The sequence below is a fragment of the Actinomycetota bacterium genome (genome assembly GCA_018334075.1).
Taxonomy (GTDB): domain Bacteria; phylum Actinomycetota; class Coriobacteriia; order Anaerosomatales; family UBA912; genus JAGXSC01.
In genome coordinates, this window is the sequence record JAGXSC010000033.1 from 1 (window position 1) to 20,224 (window position 20,224).

Sequence of the window (20,224 nt, forward strand, 5' to 3'; positions counted from 1 at the left end):
CCACAAGCCGACGGCGGCCGCTGGCTAGCGCGGCACGAGCGGCGGGCAGGCACGCCTCCTTGCGATAGAGCGCCAGCAGCGGCTCCGGCCCCTTCGCCGAGACGGGAATGACAACGTCAGCGCCTTCCCTGCGCGCCCAAAGCGCCTGAACGATGCGCGGCTGAAGCCAGGGCATGTCGGCGGCAAGCGCAAGTACCCACTCCTCGCGCGCGTGCGAAAGCGCGGTGACAAGACCGCCGAGCGGCCCCTGGTAGGCGACCTCGTCTTGCACGATGCGCACCTCCGGCGGAAGCCCGGCGCTTGCGGCGGCATCGGGACGGTTCGTGACCACAAGCGTCGAGGCGCAAATATCTCCAACGGCCTCCACGACGTGAACCACAAGCGGACGGCCATCGAAATCCAGGAGCGTCTTGTCGATCCCCATGCGCTCGCTGCGCCCGCCCGCCAGCACCGCGGCGGTAATTGGGAGCCGACCCGTTTCGTCAGATGAGTCGGTCACTTTCGCCCCGCTCCTCTCTGACCATGACCGCCGAAGCCTTGAACATCGCCTGTACCTCCATGCCTGATGCAAGTCCGAGCTCACGCATCGATGACCTGGTCACACGTGCCGAAATATTCTGGCCGCCAAGATCCAGCACGACATTGCTCACCACGCCCCAAAGCTCGGCTTCAATGATTCTTACGGGAAGCAGATTTCTCGCCGTCGAGCGCGAAATCTCTTCGGCGGCTTCAAAGATTATGACATCTTCCGGCCGTACGCCAAGCAAAACGCGAGATCCTGCTGGTATGGTGCCGACCGCGACAATTTCACAGCACCCAGTATCAACCGTTACCAAGCCGTCTTCCTGACGCGCCACGACGCCATGAAGCGGAGATCTTGCGCCGAGGAAGGCAGCGGTCCACCTGTCAGTGGGAAGCGTTATTACCTCGGCCAAAGGTCCTGACGCAGTGATTCGGCCTTCACGCATCACAACGAGGTCATCGGCTATCGCGGCGGCCTCCTGCTGATCGTGGGTAACGTACACCGCAGTCATGCTGTTTTCCCGGATGATCCTGGCGAAATCCGCCGCGAGCGTGCTTTTCAAAAGCGGATCGAGCGAGGCGAGTGGTTCGTCCAAAAAGAGCACCTCCGGCTCGAGCACAAGCGCTCGGGCCAGCGCGACTCGCTGCGCTTCCCCGCCGGACAGCGTGAGCGCCGATGTCGACTCCCACCCTTCAAGGCCAACCCTTTCAAGAGCCGCCGAGACGCGCTTCGTGCGCTGCGGCTTTGATATGCGGCGTAACTTCAAGCCATAAGCGACATTGTCGGCGACCGTTCCCTTGAAGAGATAGGGATTTTGGAAAGCCGCGGCGAACCGCATTCGCTGCTGCCGGTCGCCAACGCCCACCTGCCTGCCTTGAAACACGATTCTTCCAGCGTCAGGCCTTTCCAGCAGGCCGAGCAACGCGAGTAGTGTGGATTTGCCCGCGCCCGAAGGACCGACGATCCCAAGCGTGCGCCCGGCGGCGGCCTCCACCCGCTCGATGTCGACGACCGTGCGCTTCCCGTAAGACTTGATGAGTCCCTCACCCGCGAGCATTGGTCCTCACCCCCGCTCCAGGCGCTCATGGGAGTGCTGGTACACCACGAGAAGAGCGTTGATCAAGAAGGTGATGCCAAGCAGGATCAGACCGAGAGCGAGGGCGAGCCCGAATTCTCCTCGGCGGGCCTCCTGAACGATGGCGGTGGTAAGCACCCTGGTCTGACCCTCGATGTTGCCGCCCACCATCATCACCGCTCCCACTCCGCGGGTCACGGCGCCAAAAGCCGTCACCACCGCCGCCAGCACGCCCAGGCGCGCCTCCTTTAGCGTCAAAAACGCTTCCTGCATAAAGGAGGCTCCCAGCGAGCGCGCCTGAAGCCGGAGCCGGTAGGGGACCGAGGCCACCGCGACGGCCGTGAGTCCAGCGATTATCGGCGCGGATATTATGGTCTGGGCGATCGACATGGCGTTGACGGTATAAAGCAGGCCGAGAAAGCCCAGGGGGCCGGTTCTTGACAGAGCCATCATCACGATCAGGCCTATGACAACGGGTGGAACCGCCATCGCGGTCGTCATGAGCGCCATCGTGAAACGCCGGCCCCGAAAGCGTGAGATGCCCATGAGAAAACCCACGGGCATCCCAATCATCATGCCTGCTACGGTAGAGACCACCGACACGTAAAACGTCGTGGCGATGATATTCCAGATCTCCGGTGAGCCGCCTGCCAAAAGCGTGTACGCAGCGACAAGCGCCTCAGTGAATACGTCCAAATTTCACAAACTTTCCTTATTGGGCGTTCGGAACGAACAGTGGCTCACCGAACTTATCGACGCCAAATCCCGCGATGACTTCCTGCCCTTCAGCCGAGAGAAGCCAGTCGAAAAACGCCTGCGCACCCTGTGGATTGCTGGCGTCAGTGACAGGAATGACCCCGTACTGGTTGAACAGGGCCGGATCGCCTTCCACAACGATATCCAGCTCGATCTTGTCACGCATTGAAAGATAGGTGGCGCGGTCGGTGAGGGTATAACCCTGCTTTTCCGAGGCGAACAACAACGTATCGCCCATGCCCTGGCCGATAGAAAGATACCACTGCCCTGTCGGAGTCATCTCCGCCGATCTCCACAGTCTGAGCTCCTTCTTGTGCGTGCCGGAATCATCGCCGCGAGAGACAAAGTACGCCTGCGAGGCGGCGATCTTTTCAAGAGCCTCGGCGGCGGTTGCCGTCCCCTTGAGTTGTGCTGGATCAGCCGGCGGACCGACGATAACGAAGTCGTTATACATCACGTCTGCGCGTTCGCTCCCGTAGCCGTCACTGACGAACTTTTCCTCGTCCTCTTTCGAATGCACCAAAAGGATATCGGCGTCCTTGGCTCGGCCAATTTCTAGCGCCTGACCGGTGCCTACAGCGACAACACTAACTCTGAACTGAGGGTTGGCCTCCTCAAAGGCCGGGATCAGGACCTCAAACAAACCCGAGTCCTCGGTTGAGGTTGTTGAGGCCAATATGACCTCGGTGACCTCCTGCTCCTGTGCCGGCTGTTCCTGCGCCGGTTGCTCCGCTGGGGCACACCCGAACCCCGCCAGAACCGCGACTCCCAGCAAAAGCGCCAGGAGCGTCCGCCTTAAGTGGGCGAACCTTAAAGTACGTGCATCCATCCATTTTCTCCTTTCCACCGGGAGGCAAAAGCGTTTCCACTCCTACCCTATCGGTCCGGCGTCCATGGCACCTGCACTGCGGGCTTTAGGACATCCGGACTCGGAGATATGTCGGGCGCGACTCTTTGCGCGCCATGTACCACATGCTAGCGAATAAGAGTTTACGGCGCAATCAGGTTCCTCGCGGCACTCTCCACACTCGAGCTGACCGCGTGGATGCCGCCGATGACGGTAACATGCGACACTCCGCGGTTGTCCATGATGACACCCCTGGCCGCCGGTGAAAGCACGGTCGGATGAGTGAGCATCAAGGGCCACCAGGCGATTTTCGGCCTACCCGCCAACACTCCCGCAGGAAGCGCGTCAGGAAAATTCTCGCCCGTCGCCAAATGCAAGCCATCGATTCCTGAGGGCGCCAGATTGCCGCCCGTAGCGCTCACTCCCCACCCGATAACCTGCCTGGCCGTCTCGTAGCGGTTGATGCCTGCCCTTCTTATGACCTCTGGCGAGCCGTACGCGGAGTTGCCCCTTATAGCGTTTTCAACCTCCAGGGACACCACGCTGTAACCCCCTAAAATCACGACGCGCTCAGGGCGTATCGAACGAAGGGCGTGATCGGTTTCGGGAGAAAGCACCGCGGTGTTGGTAAGCAGTATCGGCCAGCGCCCCCTAGCGGCAAGACTTGAAGCCGCCAAAGCATCGGGGAAGTTGTGTCCTGTGGCGAGAAACACCGTTGTCGGCGTGGTGATTTTGCTGACTTCCCGAGCCACGGCGCCCGCCGTCGCAAAACGGTTAATGCCGTAAATCCGGGGGGCCACAGAAACTCCGGGCAGGGAGTCTATTTCACGCTCTACGCCAGTGGAAACCACGCCGTAGCCCCCAACGATGTATGCCTGTTTGACACCAAGATCGCGGATCGCCTGAAGCACGGCCGCGCCGGAAGAAGCGGTTCTCACCAGAAGGATCGGTGCGTCAAGCGCGCCAGCAAGGGCTGAGGCCGAGAGAGCGTCAGGGTAGTTCCAGCCATAGACGATGATGACGTTGTCCGCGCCCTCGGGAAAAGCTTCCCGCGCTACCGCGATTGCGGTATCGATGCGGTCATTGCCCGATACCCTTCTGGGCGGATCCTTCACCGTGATCCGCAGGCCCACCGTGATAGTAATGGGGTCTGAGCCCGCGATGCCTGTGAGCGTAGCAGTGACATCGCCAGAGGCTCTCTGGAAGCGGGTTCTTTCGACAATGCCGACTTGTCCGGGATCGAGCCTCGTGAAAACGTCCGATCCAGTGAGCCCGGCAAACGAATCGCGCAAGGTGATGTTAGTGATGTTGGTGAGTGAGGTATTCTCGGCGCGGTAGGTAAGTCTCACAGGCCATCTACGCTTGATTGTGGTGGAATCGGCTGCCAGTGTGAATGTGGCGACGTTCAAGATCGGACGCACGCCCTGTGCGGCGGCCCCCGGCTGCCCGTATCCAAAGCCTGGTATCGGGTCATGAGCGACCACTGAATACTCGTACTGCACGCCAGCCACGGCAGACGTGTCCACATGTGAGAGGTCACCGTTGCCGGCGCGTGGAAGCTCCGTCCACGCTCCTGCCCCTGTCGGGCGCCGCCAAATCCGGTAGGATATCTCGCGCTCCTCGGGCTCACTGCTGCCGACAGCCCTTATCGGCCTTTCCCATCGCAGTACGATCCCGGCCGTATTCGTGGTAGTCGCCGAGAGATTGCGCACCGGCCCGTACTTGTACCCGGTGACGACGAGATCATCTATGCTGGGTCCCTGGCCGGTTGCGGGAAGCTGCAATGGCCCCTCGACGTTGTCCAGAAACTGGAAGCGCATACTTCCCGGCGTCCGGGAAAGATTCGCGGTATTTGCCGCCGAAGAAAAGACAAGCCGTCGCTGTAACCAAACGCCGGCGCCGGTGGTCGGAACCTCGCCTCCTGTATCGCCGAAAAGCGCCCCGTCGGCGTGCCAGGAGAAGGTGAAGAAATCCGCCGCGCCGACAGTGGGCATCGTGTAGTGAAACGACACCTCCGATGAGTAGTAATCGGCCAATTGCGGCAGATTCAAGCGCGCATGGCCCCCGGTGGCGGCGGGATAATAACCCCATACGCCGGGAGAGTCGTTGGCCCTGGTTCCAGCGCACCAAAGCGAGAAGCTCCCAGTGCGCCGCACGTTTGACATCCGCCCCCAATGGGCGGTCGAGGGACGTACGGGGTCTACCCAGGGACCGAGCTGCCACGCGGCGCTCAATGTGGACTCAAAACCTTCAGAAACGATCGTCATAGGTTGATTCGGAGGGGCGGCGCCAGCAAATGGCGCCTCGGCGGAAATCGAAACCATAAACACGGCTGTCAGAACCGCTGACGCTAAAATGGCCTTCATCTCTGAACCTCCGTGGGAAACGTCGAGGCGATGCGGAGTGCCGCGTCTTTCAACGCCGCTGGATCACCAATAGCGGTGACCACGACTTCGAAGACAAACCGGCCGCGCGTGAACGAGACCGTGGCAAGTGACCTGCCGTCGGTACCAAAATACCCATTGATGCCTTGAACTGTTACGGCGGCGGAGTTTTTCGGGTAAACGACCTTGCTGACCTGATCGCGATAGCTTCTAGCCACCTCGACGCTGTCGGCGTAACGCACCGACATCAACACTCTGCGCGCGCCCGCGTAAGGCCCTCCGGCAACCGGATCGAAGGGGACCACGGCGTTGAATTCGTCCTTTGTAACGCTGCCCCGTGAAAGTCCATCGACTTTCTCAGGCAGAAGCGCCGAAATATCATCGACGGGGGCCTCCCACTCACCCGGTGCGGCGGTGTCACCCTCACCCGGCGTGGTGGCGGCGCCTGCGGCCAGCATCTCGGGATCACCCGCGCCTGTCGGCCTGCCGTCACCCGCTGTTCGACGGCCGCCTTCGCCTTGAATAATCGCCCTGGTGGCCTCCTCGCCTTCAAGCGGCATCTGTTCCGCCCCCTGGCGGGTCTCGCCGTCAGGAAGTCGGGTAGTCGTATCTCTGTCGCCGGATCGCGGCGCCTGGGACAGAGCCGCCATGACAAATATCACTGCGGTCAGCACCACAACGAAGGCCGCCAGGCGTGCACGGCGGGTCGCGAAAAGCTTCCTGAATATGGCTGCTATGCGAGACATTTATCTTCCTATCCGGAGGCGACGCCGGCCGCCTTGACCTCGACGGACTCATCCGTGCCCGCGAGCTTGTCGACAATCTCTCCCAGCCTGCCAATAAAGCCAGCATCGGCTGGTTGCGCCTCTTTTTCGATACCTTGAAGTTGTGGGGGGATCTCGGCGGAGAGGCTGGCGGCGCTAAGCGCGAAGTTTACCAGCCCAGACGGGATGCTGGACTCACCAGAGACCTCTTCCAAGAGCGGCGACATCGACCACAGGACCTCACGAGCTCCAGAAAACTGCTCTTTTATCTCAGGCAACTCATGATCGTCCGCCAAAAAAACCAGTGTACCCGTCGTCGACAGAAGCATTCTTATCTCGGCGAGTGCTCCAGCGATGCGCACACGCAAATCCTCGGGCGCAAGCGGCCAGCTGGCGAATTGATCGTAGACGATCACGACCTTGCGAAACCTGTAAGTCGCAAAGCGGCCAAGCGCGGCGAGCGTCTTGCGCGGGGCCTTCGTGATCTTCAGTTCCTGGGCAAGGGCGTAAGAACCGCCCTCAATATATGCCTCAAGCCCGCGAGCCACTACAGGTGAGATGTGTTTGCGGGCATATGTTTTCAAGTAAATGAGGGAAGGCGTCTCGCCCGAATCCTCCGTGTCGGCGCCTGCTTCTTCGTCGTCGATTTTCGTGTCAGCGCCCGTTTCCTCGTCGTCGGTTTCCGGGTCGACCTCGAGCTTACCCATCCGCAACGCTCCGTCACCGACGATCTCCTCGACGCCCGGCCCACTCTCGCGCGTTGGAACATCAGGACCGAACACCTCGGTTGACATCTCCCGTGGAGAATCGTCAAAACGCTTTGCCAACTCTGCGGCTTCGGGTAGAGAGAGGCCGGCCGTTTCCAGCAACTCCAAATCGGGATCGCTTAGGGCGGCGCGGGCAAAACATGCGGCGGTAAACGCAAAATCCTGTCCGGCAAGCTTTTCCGCGACCATTTCAAGCGAACTTCTGATCTTGCCGCGACGCATCATAAAAAAGGGCACATAAGCGGCGAGAAGATTGAGCTCATCGCTTACTGAAAGCACCGAAAGGGTTTCGGAAAGCGGAGTCCGAGTGTAGAAATCAGGGATGTCTTCGGATTTCGTGACCCAGACGGGTCTTGCGCGTTCACGGTCAGCCTCGGCGTCGAGAGCCACCATCAGGCGCAGGGCCTCTGCGTGGCAGGTGACTTGAGCCGGCGCGTCAAGCGCGTCGTCTCTGAGCGAAGTCCTGAAAGGATTCGCCATCAGGCCTATGCCCCGATAGTGCGGTGAGGCGGGCGCGAAACGCGGCTTTTCAAGCATCAATTGAGTCTCCTTCTGGATAGTCCTTGCGGGCGGGGGTCCCGGCTAGCAACTCCGGAACCCCCGCTTATCAACCTTTACTCATGACACGAGAATATTTCGTGTTCGCGTCATAAACCTTCCTACATATTGTGACAACGTTGGCAGACACCACGGTTGTCCGCGCGCAAAAGCGAGCTGGATCTGTTCGGGTTCACGCCGCCGCTGCCCGGATCGAGCTCAACGACCCATGTGGTCTCGCCGCTCCCCGTCGCCAGGCTTGATTCCGCCCAACCCTCCATCGTCGCATTGGTGCCGTGAGCGCGATGGCAGGTAAGACAGCCCAGCATGTCGCCGTATCCCCATGTGGCGGACGACGTCGTCTGAGCTGCGGCCGCCATCGTCCGCTCCAGTGGAATCTTGCTGTCGATGACCGGCTCCCTGCTCAAGGAAGTGTTCGGCATCATACCTACCGGACGGTTCACCGGATGGCGATGGAAGGGCATTGCTCCAACCGCTTCTGTGCCAGCAGCAAGGAAATTCCCGTAATCATACATCGTGCCGGACTCATCGTAGCGCTGATGGCATCCCGCGCACCAGCCCGAGATGTTCTCGCCCTGAAGGCCAGTGTTGCGATACTGAGGCGCGGTGTAATTTGGCCTATAGTCGGCCATCTGCGCGGCGCCTGCCTCCTGGCGCAGCCAGCCCAGCACCGGATATCCCTCTTCAGAGGAGATCACGAATGGATCCGGCTGACCGGCGGCATTATACCCACCGACAGCTCCGCCCGGAAGCGCATCTCTGAGCAATCGGTAGTTCGTGCTGCCGTGAGGGTCATGACAGCTGGTACAGGTGAACTCGGAGAGTAGCTGCCGCGAAGTGTCCGCCGCAGAACCGAAGCCCCAAAGAGGCGCCACCGTACCTGTAAGTGGGCTGGAAGGATCTTCGGGCGCCATGCTATGCATGGAGGTCACCGGGGCATTACCTCCCAAGTAACTAAAACCGCCGGCGTTCAGTGTGGCGCCGAATGACGAATTGGTTGCGTACAAGATTCCCGCACCTGGGTCAATGGGTGTCCCAAAGGGCGCGGATGGACCGCCATCGAATACGCCGGCGACGACGTTGGTCGACGCGCCCGGAGCATCGTTGCCATGGCAAACCGTGCAAAACTCCCGCATGCTTTGAGCGGAAGAGACCAGCAGCGCGCTTCCTATAGTTCCTATAGGCTGTCCGCCGAGGTAATTTGTGCGCTGGATCGGCGAGAAGGAAGTGTGTGCCCTATGACACGCCGCGCAAGAGTCCGTGTCGTCGGAGTAGCCGCCGTGCGGACCGAAGTTCGCATATGCCATGGAGCCCATCGCGAAGAAGAGCGCGACCGTCAGCACCGCCAGAAAAGTATACTTTCTCAACTTTATCACCTCCAGTCTCTAGTGAACCGCGCAAGCGATGCACGGGTCGAATGATTGAGCGATACGCATGGCCTCAACGCCGGGACCGGGGGCGGTGCCGGCATGCGGGGAACCGATCATCGCCTGTTCCATAGCACCGCGACCGTTGCCACCTCTAAGAGCGCCCAAAGCGTCTTTCGGCGAAGCATTCCAGGTGGTCGGAACGACGCACTGGTAAGAAGCGATCTTTCCTCTGTCGATGCTCACATGATGTGACAGTGAGCCGCGTGGAGCTTCGGTGGCGCCATACGAGCTTCTGGGGTTCACCGGCACGGCCCTTGAGACATAGCTCGGGCCATCGGCAACGGCTGCGGCTGCACCTATCCAGCCGCTCGTCGGAACAGCAGCATCCCCACCGACCACACCAACGGAACCAAAGACGCCCGTGACCTTATTGAAGGGACCCAGTATAAGCTGGACCAATAGGAGCGACTCAAGCGCACGGGCACGAAGACGATCCATCGTGGAAAGACCACCTTTGAGATCCCTGATCCAGGTCGTAACAGCCCCCGCCAAGCCTTCCGCACCCAATGCGGCCAACAGTCCGGCGTCGACGCACCTACCATCGAGTGCTGCGCCATCAAAATAGTCGGCATAGTCGAAATGGCCACCAACCACAAATGTGTCGCGCAGCAGCGCACCGTCAACGTACAGCCCCTGAACGACCATGCGGGCCAATGGACCTACCTCCATGGCATGATACACTCCGCCAACTTTCCAGCGGGGGGCCTTCATCCAGGAATATTTGACACCTTTGGTTCTGTCTGGTTCGGTCCGTGTAACGGAGCCAGGCTTTTGCCACGACTGACCTGTCGGGTAACCCCACTTGGCATCAGGCACATACCATGAGCGAGCAGTGTCCTCGATCAGGTTTTCGTTGACCGCAGCCAGCATGGTTCCCACATTGGTTTTCCCAGTGACAAGAGGAACAGTAACTCCAGCTCCGATCTTGTAGCCGCCCTGCAATGCCAAGACATTGTTAGCGGGATTCGGGAAAGCGCCCCATGAGAGGAAATTGCCCAGCCCGGCGCCGATACCCCCTCCTCCGTTGTGGGTATTGTCATATGTCGGATACAGCGCTCCTAGTGCCAGGGCGAGCGGCACATACTCCTTCACAATGAACAAACCGACATCGTGCATCAGGTTGTAAAACCTCCTGCACCTATCCCTGAAATCCGCGCCCTTGCTTTGAGTGGTCACGCCACCGGCAACATAGGCCGAGGTCATCGGCATGCGGCCGGCAAAGAGCGCTCCCGCCTCGAAAGTCAGGCGCCGCATACGCAAAGCTTTCACGTACTGGGCGATGACCGCCGACCACAGGTTGGAGCCGGACGGCAACGCCCTCCCGTTGGAACGGAGTCTAGAGTCGTAATAGTCATTATGGAAATACGGAGTCCACGGCGGCATGTTCGGGCCCTGGACGTAGCTTGGAGCGGCCAGATGATAGAAGTGCGTGATGCTCGACATCAGAAACTCGGCGCCGAGAATCAGGTTGCGCACATGCACCGCCTTGACTGGTACGCCTAGGCCGTCACTATCGGTATTAGCGAACGTGATGTGCCCTGTGCTGTAACCGTACACCGCCTCTACCGCATACGTCGATGCCATGCCATGGGGCACAGGACAGACGCCACAGATACGCTGAGTGAACGTGATGGCGTCATTCGGGTCACGGCCGACCAGGAAGTTTTCGAAGCCGCGAAACATATTGCCGTGAGCATCGGCTTCGGTAACTACGCCTGCATCCACAGTGAGTTTTATACCTAGATGACCCTCTATGCGAGGAATCGGATCAACTGAAACTGTCATGAATCACTACCTCCTCTCGTTGTTATCGTCTCGCGATGAATGGAACGTAGGCATCGGGATAGCCCCTTTCGCTGCAGCCCATACATGGATGGCCTCCCGTGATGCAGTTGCCACCCGCATGCGTACCGTTGATTTGGGCGATACCCTGATCCCAGACCGGATCGTTTTCGGGCTGTTGGCCGTTCCACCCGTGAAGCGAGCACAAAGAATTCGTGGAAAGACCCTTACAGCCCAGCATGGCCAGACAGCCTTCATCGCCAGGTTTTTGGGCGTAAAGCGCGGGCCGCAAAACACCGATGGGATCGGTAGGCTCCCTCCACGAGAACGCATACTTGTAACGCGCACAGGCGGGCCCGTGAATCGACTGACCATATACGGCCTTGAGGCGGCGCTGATCGTCCACCCCGCCAATGATTCTGGCGCTTGCGTCAAGAATCCCGAGCGGACCAGCTGTCGCGGGCGTCCTGAGCGGACCATTGACCGCTTCGGCCAGCCACAGCACCACGGTAAGGACGAACCACCACGGATTGGTGGGGCATCCCGGAACGTTGACGACCTTGTTCGCAACTGTCGCCGCGTTTGCAAGGCCCGAATGGTTCGCCAGATAGTCATATACGCCAAACGCCGGCGTCTGCTTCTCACCACGGAACTCCGGTGAAGGTGACACGCATGCCGGGAACCCACCGAATGTCGCGCACTGGCCGATCGATATCACAGCGAGACAGTCGGCCCTTGAAGCCAATGACTTGACAACATTGTCAAACCGGTGCATTTCCGATCCGATCAGATTCTCGCCGATCGCGCACCATGGCGCGGACGTGTCACCAGTATCTGTCTTGCCCCAGAAGCCGCCAAGATCGTCGACCTGGACCGCACCTTCTACCACAAGCACGAATGGACCCGTGCTGGTGGTCATCTCCGTCTTCAACCACTCGAACGCCTGAGCGCCGCCCATGCCCATCACTGTCACATGGTATTCAAGGCTGATGAAGTCGATGAGCACATCGGCGATGTTAGCGACAAAAGGCGTGTTGGCGTTCGCCAGGCCGTCGAAGTCCGCGCCGGCTGCGTTGAGCGTACGATGGTGGTGGAGCGGCTCGCCCACGCCGGGCGGTAGCACATGCCCGCCGTCGCCGTCTCCGCCGACAGCAAGGTCAAGCGCCGCAAGGGTATTGATGCCGAGCCCGGTCGAATCCACCGACCTGGTCAGACGTGTGTCTTGCACCGCGAGCCCTCTGACATCTTCAAATAGGCCCAGCAGCGAAACCGAGCATCCCGTACACTCCGCGCCATGTACCCAAATCACTTTGGGTTTGGCTCCTTCAAGCCATGGAGCCGGGTGGCCCATAGCTTCCGTGATCTTGAGAAGCTGGGACTGACTTAGGCCCGCGGCGGCCGCCAGCGCTCCCAGTCTCGTCACAAACTCTCGTCTAGTGATTGTCATACCGTCTTACCCCCTTACCTATTCAATCGAATTGACTATCCTGTTTCTGCCGGGAAACATCTTGGATATGTCACCTCCCTCTATTGTTTCCACGGAAATAACTCATTGCCGGTTTCCGTTTTTGTAACAACCGTTACATGGAATATGCCCATATTATGTCCCGACCGCATCAATGTCAAGAGTCCTTTTTGGGGAAACGCTCGGCGAATTCCTCGGCGGTCAATACATCGATTTCAAGCAGACGCGCGAGTCGCCTGAGCTCGACGTCTTCGGTGCAGAAGAAGCGCGAGCGTTGCGCGATGGAGAGAACCTGCGCCTCTCTGTCGGTGATCTCAAGGCGCTTGGCGAGCACCGACGCATCGGACTCGGAGTGCTCTGTGATGCTGAACAGCTCTTTTGCCTTCACTGTGCCGTCAGCGAGATCAGCTATGCGCTCCAGCTCGGGCTCGAGCATCAGCCAGCGGCGCTTGAACGCGGGCAGCCGCGGAGCGAGACCGGAGGCAAAGGCCGTCTCGGCGAAGTCGGCCGTGGCAAAGAAGCGGCGCTTGCGAAGCGCGAAGAAGAGTGGAAGCAGCAGCAGGGGTGAGAGGCAAAGCCCCCACTGGAAGGGGGTCACGGGCATGGGAACAGGCTGCTCATCCTGCGGCCAGCCCCAGACCTGCACGCGCCCGTTGGCCGAATCGGCGATATACAGACGCCCGCTAGCGGCGACGGAAAGATCGTTGGGGTACGCGAACTGCCCCTCTAAGACACCAGGCTCCCCGACGCGCGCGAGATTCGTCCCGTTTTTCGCCCAGAATGTTACATCCTGAGCCAGCGTGTCCACTACCGCAAAGCGAAGCGAGGCGGTCCCTTCCGTGCTTTGGGAAGGCCCTCTCAGGAAGTCGATTCCCCTGGGAAGACCCTCGGAGGGAAATATCCGCAAGAACTCGCCGCCAAGGTCGAACACCTGGAACCGCCGGTTGTTACTGTCGGCGACCCAGACTTCCTCGCCGAACACCTTCACGTCGTTAGGAAACTGAAAGAGCAGCGGGGCATCTTCGGCGGAGGCGACCTGACCTGCCGTGCCCACGGAACGCTCGAAGTTGCCTTCCGGGTCAAAAACGAGCAGGCGGTGGCCTTTGAGTATCTCTGTCACATAGAGCGAGCCGTCCTCGGCGAAATCAAGCGCAACCGGCGCCCACTGGACATCTCCGGTCTCAAACTGAGGTAGCTGATCCGGCGGAAGCTCGGGGTCGAACTGGCCGAGATACTCACCTTCCGCGCTGAATCTATGTATGGTGCGGGCTCGGCGGTCGGAGACATAGAATACCTCGCTGACAGGATTTTTTGCGATGTAAAGCGGGATCCTCATCTCCTCGTGCTGCCACTGTGCGACACGCTGTCCGTCAAGGCCGAACACGTCGACCACGGCGCGGCGCGAATCGCTGACGTAGACCCTGTCACCCTCGACCCGGATACCTATCGGTCTTTGGAGCGGGTCTTCCGGCGGACCGCTGAAGGAGAAGAGATGGACCGGCGGGGCCAGAACAGCCTCAGGGTCGATCTCGAAGTCAAAACCGATCTGCCGTGTCTCTCGATAATTGATGAACAGCACGATGATCAGCGCAAGCAGGGCTAGCAACAACACGACCATCACGATTCTGCGTGTGCGTTTCCGGGAATGCACTTATACGCCTCCTGTTGTTCTTCTCTTCACTGGTCAGACGGGGCGAGACGGGCCATCGCCTCTTTCGCGGCACTGTGCTCCGAGTCGATGGCGAGCACCTTTTCGTAATCTTTTATCGCGTCAGTCGGGCGTTTCGCAGCCTCGTAGAGCTCGGCGCGCAACAGCAGCGCCTCGATGCTCTCCGGTTCGAGCGCAACCGCTACTATAGCCTGCTCGATGGCGAGCGCAAGGTCTCCATCTTCTCTGGCCGTCTTCGCGTCCCTGATGCGCTGTTCGGCGGTGCCGAGCGCGGAGAGCGCCTCTATCGGCATCTCGGAATCGGGATACGCATCGGCGACCTTGCGAAACTCAATCGCCGCCGAAGCCTCCTTGCCCTTCTCGGCAAGATACTTGCCGAGCTCGAATCGGGCCATCCCGAAAGCCGGGTCGAAAGCGAGCGCCACATAGAGATTTTCTATCGCCTTATCCGGGTCACCAAGGCCGTGGTAGGCTCTGGCCAATTGGTAGTAGGTGTCCGAAGCAGCGCGCCTGATGCGCAAAGACTCCCTCAGGTACTCCACCGCGTCTTCGTAGCGGCCGTCCTCAACGGCGATCTGCCCGAGGTAGAAGAAGGCGGCCCCCCTTCTGGCGTTGAGATCCTGAAACTCGGCGCCCTCCGTCAGCTCGGTCACTTTGCTGAAAAACGGCCTCGCCTCGTCCCAGCGGTGCTCGGCCATCAGCACCATGCCCATGTTGAGCATCGCGCCTGTGTGCTCTTCGTCCAGCTTGAGGGCCTGGTCGAATGCCCTGATGGCCTCATCGAACATGCCCGCGCTGGCTAAAGCTTCGCCGAAACGAACCCGCAGCACCACGTTGTTCGGGTCCTCTCTGACCTGGTTGCGCAAGTCTTCAAGCGCGCGGCCAACGGGAGTGGACAGTCGCTGCTGCTGCTCACTTTGATACACGTAATAGCCAAACCAGCCCGCGGAAAATAAGACGAGGGCCAGAAGAGCCCAGGGCGCGTACGCCAGTATGCCGTCGATGCGCTCGATCCGCGATTTCAACTTCAATCATCCTCCATGTCGGTTAGATACCCATATCGCCATGGCACTGCCTGCAAAGGTCGGCGCCCCTGTAGGGGGCAATAAGCGTGCCGAACACATCAAGCGATCCATGGCACTCATAACACAACCTCATGTCGTGCGCGGCGTCGCCGAAGTCCACGCGGCCAGCCACGTTTCGGCCGAATCCGATGTGGCAATCGTAGCAGCGATACGGTTCGCCGCGGGTCCTTGCCACATCAAAGTGCACCGCATGTTCAGCGTAACCCTTGTGCCTGATCTCGGTGGCAGGCTGATGCGCCATCCCCTCGTGACACGGCACGCAATTCTCGCGGGTGAGTTCGGCTCGGCGCACTCCTTCATGATGACACGACTGGCACGTGGTTTGGTCGACATGACAGACGTCGCAATCTTCCCTGCCGACTCCGGGATCAGGCGTGTGATCGGTAAGCCACTCATCCGGATGCGGCATCACCGTCCTGTGACACGTCATACAAGTCGGCGAGTCGTGACATATTCCGCACGCGCCTTGCTGCTCCAGGAACGGTCGCCCGTGCAGTGACATCCACTCGGCGGTTCTGTGGTCAGCCGGAATGACAGGCTCGCTTCCGGGCCCGGTAGGACGTCTGCCCAGGTGACACTCGACGCAAAACGGCGCCTCATGGCATAGCAGGCAATACTCGGGCTCGCTCTTTCCGCGCTCACGATGATCCCTGCTCTCAAACGCAGGCGTGTGGTCAGGGGGCTTGAGCTCGAATCCGGGTGGATGGCACGCCGCGCACTCCCCGGTCGCTATGGTCCCGGCCTGACTGTGCGCCGTGTCGTGACACCGGAAGCAAGACGGCTTGTCCGGGCGTCTTATCGTCTCGATATCATGACCAAATGTCGGGTGACACGCGACGCAATCATAGTTCCTGCGCAAGTGGTCGGAGTGCGCGAATATGATCCGCCCGGGAGAGATATCGTCGATGTCCGGGTGGCAGTATATGCACTGGCTTATTGAGGTCGGCTGGGTGGGATAGACCGTCACCAAAGGCTGCTCGGGCACTTCCGGAAGGACGCTTATGTACTGCGCCGGCATCGGTCCGATGTCGAGCCCGCTGGCTGTATGACAGGTATCGCACTCCTCGGCCGCCGTATGACACATCATGCAGGAGTTGGTGTCCGTGCGCGCGAGTTCGGCGTGGGGCTTCTCGGCCCAATCAAGAGTATGGGTGCGGGGCCTTAGCTGAAACTCGACTGTGTGACACTCCGAGCATTCGCCCGAGGCGATCTCGCCGAGCTGCCCGTGCACGACTCCATGGCAGGCGAAGCACGTCACCATCGGCGGTGAGTTCATCTCCCCGGCCTCGTGGGCGGGCTCGATATGACAGGTTTCGCATGCGACCATTATGTGCGCTCCGTGACTAAAGATCATTCCCGGGCTTGGCGGTTCGTCCAGCCGGATGTGGCAAGGTGCGCAGTTCCTCTGCTCGACCACGCCGTTGAGCTCTATCGATTCGGGCACCTCGGCGTCGATGATGACAGCCGGCACCATTACCAAAAAAGCGGAGAGAGCCAGCACGGCGAATAGCGGAACCGCTATCTTGAACACATTGCGTCGGTTTACGGCAGCCACTCCCTTACTCGTTCTAACGCATTTTGGATCGGATTCTCAGCTCTGGCCTGCGCCTTGCCGTGAATCAGGTCGGCGGCGGCGGCGGTAAACGGCTCGGCCGATCCGTAGTGACAGCCTTGTGTCCCGCATGTAGTCGGCATATTGGCATCCGACATCAGCGAAAGCGGATCCTCATTGGGAAGAACCGCGTGCGCCGCATGGCAGTCCCAGCATGACGGGGCATCGAGCGCGCCACGTTTGTAGACGGCTCCATGATAGGGATCATCGTACGAATCGTATTCGGCCTGATGGCATCTCCCGCACATCCTGTACCCAGCCAGGTGCAACGCCTCTCTGGCCTGCGCTGTATCCAGACGCCGAATATAATGGCCCCCGTGACAGCCGGCGCATGTGGGAGGCTCCACAAGCGGCCCCATCTGAACCCCCGGCTGCTGCCGGCCGGCGATGCGATCCCGCAACGCCTGTGCGTGAATGGAGACATCGTACTCGGCAACGATAGCCGCCATGGCAAGACCACGGCCCTCGTCGAAGTTCTCCGGTGACATATGGCACTCACGACAGGCCAAGCCAGCGTTGACCCGCCAGAGCGGCGACGGATCCATCCTGTCTTCATACGTGAAGTCGGCGTGACACTGCTGACAGGTCAAATCGCGGTGCACGGAGTTTTCTATCCCGGTCACCTGGTATGACTTCAGCCTGCCTTCCGAGACCCTCAGCAGATAAGGATCACCGTGGCAGGTTAGGCATCCATCCGCCGAGTCGTACGTGTAGGGCACGTCCGGCTCCCACTCTATTCCGAGCTCATCGTGACAGGCAGTGCAGGAGCGCCGATCATGGCACATCATACACTGCGTCTGCAGGCGTTCCTCGGCAGGTTGGACATGAGGTTCCTGCGCCCAGTTGGCTATGTGGAAGTCTGGACGCAATTGATCGCGGGGGGCGATGTGGCATGTTTCGCACTCGCCGGAAGCAATTGAGCCCATGGGTCCGTGATACAGGCCATGACAGTCGAAACAAAGCTTCATGTCCGGCTTGATAGTGCCTTCAGGCCTGTGCGGAAACACGCTATGGCAGCTGCTGCACTGTATCAGCATGTGGTAGCCATGCTCGAAATAAATGGTGCCGTCGTAGTTGTCGGTATCGGCAATATTTCCGTGGCAAGGATCGCAGCTCTCACTATAAACCCGGTCGGTAAGGCGAATCACTAGAGACTCTCCCGTGATGATCCGCTCCGCGGCGGCCGAAGACGCCGGAGCTGCGGCGGCTATAGCCAGCGCAAGCAAGAACACGCCTATCGCGATTGAGAGCCGCTCGCCGGAGCAGCCTCTCGAAACCTCTTTCATCCTTACCCCTTCCTTATCCGGGGACTAACGCCTGCCCGGAGCATTGCTTGCGAATGCGCATCAAAACAGCCAGGAAATGACTGCTCCAAAGGCTTCACGGGCTCTGCCAATCGTGCTTTCTATGAAAGCCGCTGCCGGATTGGCCGCCAAAACCTCTTCCTCTCCATGAATCAACACAGCGTAACTTACATACTCATCATTTGCGGTCGGATGACACGTAGCGCAAGTATCGAGCAGATTGTTTTCGTGAACCAGCGAATCACGATCATCCGCCGGCCTGATGTCATGAGCGCCATGGCACTCCCAGCATGCCGGAGCGTCACTTGCTCCTCGGCGGTAGGCCTCGCCGTGGTAATAGTCGTCGTAGTTGTACCAATACTCCTCGTGGCATCTTCCGCACACCTGGTACCCGCGACGGTGAAGCTCGGCTCGGCCTTCAGGGTTATCGGTGAGCGCAACGATTTCGTGAGCGCCGTGGCAATCTCCGCAAAGCGGCTTTTCCTCCAGGCGCGCTGTTTCCGTCGTTTCGCCAGGCTGAACAGCAAGGGAGTGAGCGCCGGCGCTATACGCGCTCCACTGATCGACGTGACAGTTTCGGCACGCCAGCTTCGCGGTGCGCCGCCACTCTCCGTCTTCGGTGCCATGAGGCGCCTGAAAAGCGAAATCGAGGTGACACGCGGTACACAGCAGATCCGCGTGCGGCCCTCCCTCGAAATCCGAGGCGTCCACATAGTAGGAGACCTTTCGGCCATCTTCGATCTTGCGCAAGTTCTCATCGCCATGACACACCATGCATCCGGACTTGCCCTCCGTGGGCAGCGTAAAGCTGAGATCGTACTGTGGGGCCGCGCTCTCCTGCGCGAGGGCCAACGGCGCGATACCCGCCGAGAAAACCATCAGTCCGACCCAAATTAGCAGCCCACGCCGGACTGATGACACCACGCGGCTCCTTTCCGGTAATATGTCGCGATTCGTTCATGTCGACCAAGGCATATACTTTTGCCGGCGGCCGGAGCCGGCCTCGTGATCTTTATGGTGAGTCCCGGCATGATCGTCTTCGTCTCCGCCGGGATGAGCGTGCGTTTCACCATGATCTCCGTCTCCGTGGGTCGCATGAGTCCTGTCAAGGAAACTCAACCCGAAGAAATTCAAAAAAGCCGGGAAGTCTTCGGATACGGAAAGATACACGTGCACGGTCGTCAAAATTATAAATAACCAGTTAACTATATAGTGGACGATGCGCATATACCAGCCTGCTAGATCCGTCGAACCCAGCGCGGCTCCAAGCCACCAGCCGACCAGCCAGTCACGAGGGCTCGTGTCGGCGATAAGCGGAGTTGTAACCAGGGCAAAGCCCGTGAACGCTTGGATAATCAATAACGGGACAAAGAGCGTGTATGTCGCTTTCTGCATTACGTTGTACTTGTCCAGATGCGGCTTTGAGCTCTTGACGAAGATGTAGTACAAGATCACCTGCGGCATCGTCGTGATGTCCTTGCGCGTGATCACAAACTCGCGGTAATCACGCCTGGCCGACATGAACGCGTACCAAAGTCGCCAAACGAGGTTGATCACCACGATGATCATCGCGATGTAGTGCGCCCAGCGCATGTATGTCCGGGCGTTCGCGAGTTCTCCGACTAGAAAGCCCGGAAAGCGGATGTAAAGCCCCGAGATCACCAGCACTATCATCGAGGCGACATGCTGGAAGTGCAAAAATCTGGGTAGGAACGGAATCGGCGGGCCCTCGTGATGCGGCCACTCCCACTTGATAAACCGCTTCTTCAGACGGCCTGCGATCAGGTTTCCTACAAAGTGTGCCGACAAGCCCAACAGCACCACGATATAGAGAGTGACAAAGATGTAGTCCAACCAGACGTTCAGCTGTACCAGGTCTATCGTCAACACCCCCTACCCATCTTTCCACGTCACAAGATTCTGCCGGTCTCTCGCGACACACGGGCAATACCAAAACAAACAATTGTTACAATGTGCTCAGCCCAAAGAATATTCGTGTATGCGCGACAAGTCAATCTGTTACTCAAGCCGCAACTATTGCGATGCATCACGGCGCCCCCTCAATCCGCTCCAAGTAAATCACGTCGCCAGCGATCATAACTTTCTCGGCGGAGCACGCTTGATGCGCGGGTAACCGCATCGCCAAGCCACAAAGCGCCTTCTCCGTCTTTGGCGCGGGTACCGGAACCACGTCGAGCACCGC

16 protein-coding genes and 1 riboswitch are annotated in these 20,224 nt (G+C 59.6%); all 16 genes read right to left on the reverse strand.

Translation table 11 applies throughout. The features are described 5' to 3' along the window. On the reverse strand, positions 1-499 hold a 499-nt coding region (locus KGZ89_04330), incomplete at its 3' end, for a molybdenum cofactor guanylyltransferase (protein ID MBS3974075.1). Then, a complete protein-coding gene (locus tag KGZ89_04335) occupies positions 483-1,580 on the reverse strand; it encodes an ABC transporter ATP-binding protein (GenBank protein MBS3974076.1) in 1,098 nt (365 codons plus the stop codon). The genes KGZ89_04330 and KGZ89_04335, both read right to left, overlap by 17 nt. 6 nt (positions 1,581-1,586) lie before the next feature. Continuing rightward, a complete protein-coding gene (locus tag KGZ89_04340; protein MBS3974077.1) occupies positions 1,587-2,294 on the reverse strand; it encodes an ABC transporter permease in 708 nt (235 codons plus the stop codon). 16 nt (positions 2,295-2,310) lie between these two features. Continuing rightward, positions 2,311-3,183 (reverse strand): extracellular solute-binding protein, encoded by an 873-nt coding sequence (locus tag KGZ89_04345; GenBank protein ID MBS3974078.1) that lies wholly within the window; start codon positions 3,181-3,183, stop codon positions 2,311-2,313. Then, positions 3,175-3,301, reverse strand: a riboswitch (molybdenum cofactor riboswitch). Its footprint overlaps the gene before it by 9 nt. 43 nt (positions 3,302-3,344) lie before the next feature. Continuing rightward, positions 3,345-5,567, reverse strand: a complete 2,223-nt coding sequence (locus KGZ89_04350; protein ID MBS3974079.1) for a cell wall-binding repeat-containing protein — start codon at positions 5,565-5,567, stop codon at positions 3,345-3,347. Continuing rightward, positions 5,564-6,331, reverse strand: a complete 768-nt coding sequence (locus KGZ89_04355; protein MBS3974080.1) for a hypothetical protein — start codon at positions 6,329-6,331, stop codon at positions 5,564-5,566. The genes KGZ89_04350 and KGZ89_04355 overlap by 4 nt, the downstream gene beginning before the upstream one ends. 8 nt (positions 6,332-6,339) lie before the next feature. Continuing rightward, positions 6,340-7,653 carry a hypothetical protein gene (locus KGZ89_04360; protein ID MBS3974081.1) on the reverse strand — a complete coding sequence of 438 codons (1,314 nt, stop codon included), beginning with the start codon at positions 7,651-7,653 and terminating at the stop codon, positions 6,340-6,342. A 122-nt stretch (positions 7,654-7,775) separates the two neighbouring features. Beyond that, the gene (locus KGZ89_04365; protein MBS3974082.1) at positions 7,776-9,041 is read right to left on the reverse strand and encodes a cytochrome c3 family protein; all 1,266 of its coding nucleotides are present in this window, start codon (positions 9,039-9,041) and stop codon (positions 7,776-7,778) included. 18 nt (positions 9,042-9,059) lie between these two features. Next, on the reverse strand, positions 9,060-10,889 hold the full coding sequence (locus KGZ89_04370) for a nickel-dependent hydrogenase large subunit (GenBank protein MBS3974083.1): 1,830 nt from the start codon (positions 10,887-10,889) through the stop codon (positions 9,060-9,062). A gap of 22 nt (positions 10,890-10,911) precedes the next feature. Further along, on the reverse strand, positions 10,912-12,333 hold the full coding sequence (locus tag KGZ89_04375) for a twin-arginine translocation signal domain-containing protein (GenBank protein MBS3974084.1): 1,422 nt from the start codon (positions 12,331-12,333) through the stop codon (positions 10,912-10,914). Positions 12,334-12,508: 175 nt separating this feature from the next. Next, positions 12,509-14,002 (reverse strand): hypothetical protein, encoded by a 1,494-nt coding sequence (locus tag KGZ89_04380; protein ID MBS3974085.1) that lies wholly within the window; start codon positions 14,000-14,002, stop codon positions 12,509-12,511. A 26-nt stretch (positions 14,003-14,028) separates the two neighbouring features. Then, positions 14,029-15,051, reverse strand: a complete 1,023-nt coding sequence (locus tag KGZ89_04385) for a tetratricopeptide repeat protein (GenBank protein ID MBS3974086.1) — start codon at positions 15,049-15,051, stop codon at positions 14,029-14,031. 16 nt (positions 15,052-15,067) lie between these two features. Next, positions 15,068-16,660, reverse strand: coding sequence for a hypothetical protein (locus KGZ89_04390; GenBank protein MBS3974087.1), 1,593 nt, complete (start codon positions 16,658-16,660; stop codon positions 15,068-15,070). Next, on the reverse strand, positions 16,648-18,003 hold the full coding sequence (locus KGZ89_04395) for a hypothetical protein (protein ID MBS3974088.1): 1,356 nt from the start codon (positions 18,001-18,003) through the stop codon (positions 16,648-16,650). The genes KGZ89_04390 and KGZ89_04395 overlap by 13 nt, the downstream gene beginning before the upstream one ends. A gap of 60 nt (positions 18,004-18,063) precedes the next feature. After that, a complete protein-coding gene (locus KGZ89_04400; protein ID MBS3974089.1) occupies positions 18,064-18,942 on the reverse strand; it encodes a hypothetical protein in 879 nt (292 codons plus the stop codon). A gap of 36 nt (positions 18,943-18,978) precedes the next feature. Then, positions 18,979-19,911, reverse strand: a complete 933-nt coding sequence (locus KGZ89_04405) for a cytochrome b/b6 domain-containing protein (GenBank protein MBS3974090.1) — start codon at positions 19,909-19,911, stop codon at positions 18,979-18,981. Between the last annotated feature and the right edge of the window lie 313 nt (positions 19,912-20,224).